Genomic DNA, 335 nt, shown 5'->3' with positions numbered 1-335 from the left:
GCAGGAAGCCGTCGATGTCCTGCTTGACGGTGAGCGACTGCGTGGCGAGCGCGGCGGCGGCGTCGAGCAGCTGGGCGGCGGCGCTGCCGGTCTCCCCCGCCGCCGCCCGCACCCGGGCCACCGTGGCCGAGACGTCCTGCGTGCCCCGCGCCGCCTCGCCGGCATTGCGCGAGATCTCGCCCGTGGCCGCGGTCTGCTCCACCACCGTCGAGGCGATCGCGCCGCTGATCTCGCTCACGCTGGCGATCGTGCGGGCGATCTGCCCCATCGCCTCCGAGGCCCGGCCCGTGGCCGCCTGGATCGCCGCGATCTGGCCGCCGATCTCGTCGGTCGCC

The 335-nt window shown here is 76.4% G+C and carries 1 pseudogene; it reads right to left on the bottom strand.

Going from position 1 to position 335, the window contains the following annotated elements:
• Positions 1-335, bottom strand: a pseudogene (locus tag MKL01_RS13575) (chemotaxis protein); the annotation flags it as partial.

Source organism: Methylobacterium sp. J-070 (assembly GCF_022829385.1).
Lineage (GTDB): Bacteria > Pseudomonadota > Alphaproteobacteria > Rhizobiales > Beijerinckiaceae > Methylobacterium.
The sequence above is the reverse complement of the archived record's forward strand: the minus strand, read 5'-3'. Positions and strand labels throughout refer to the sequence as shown.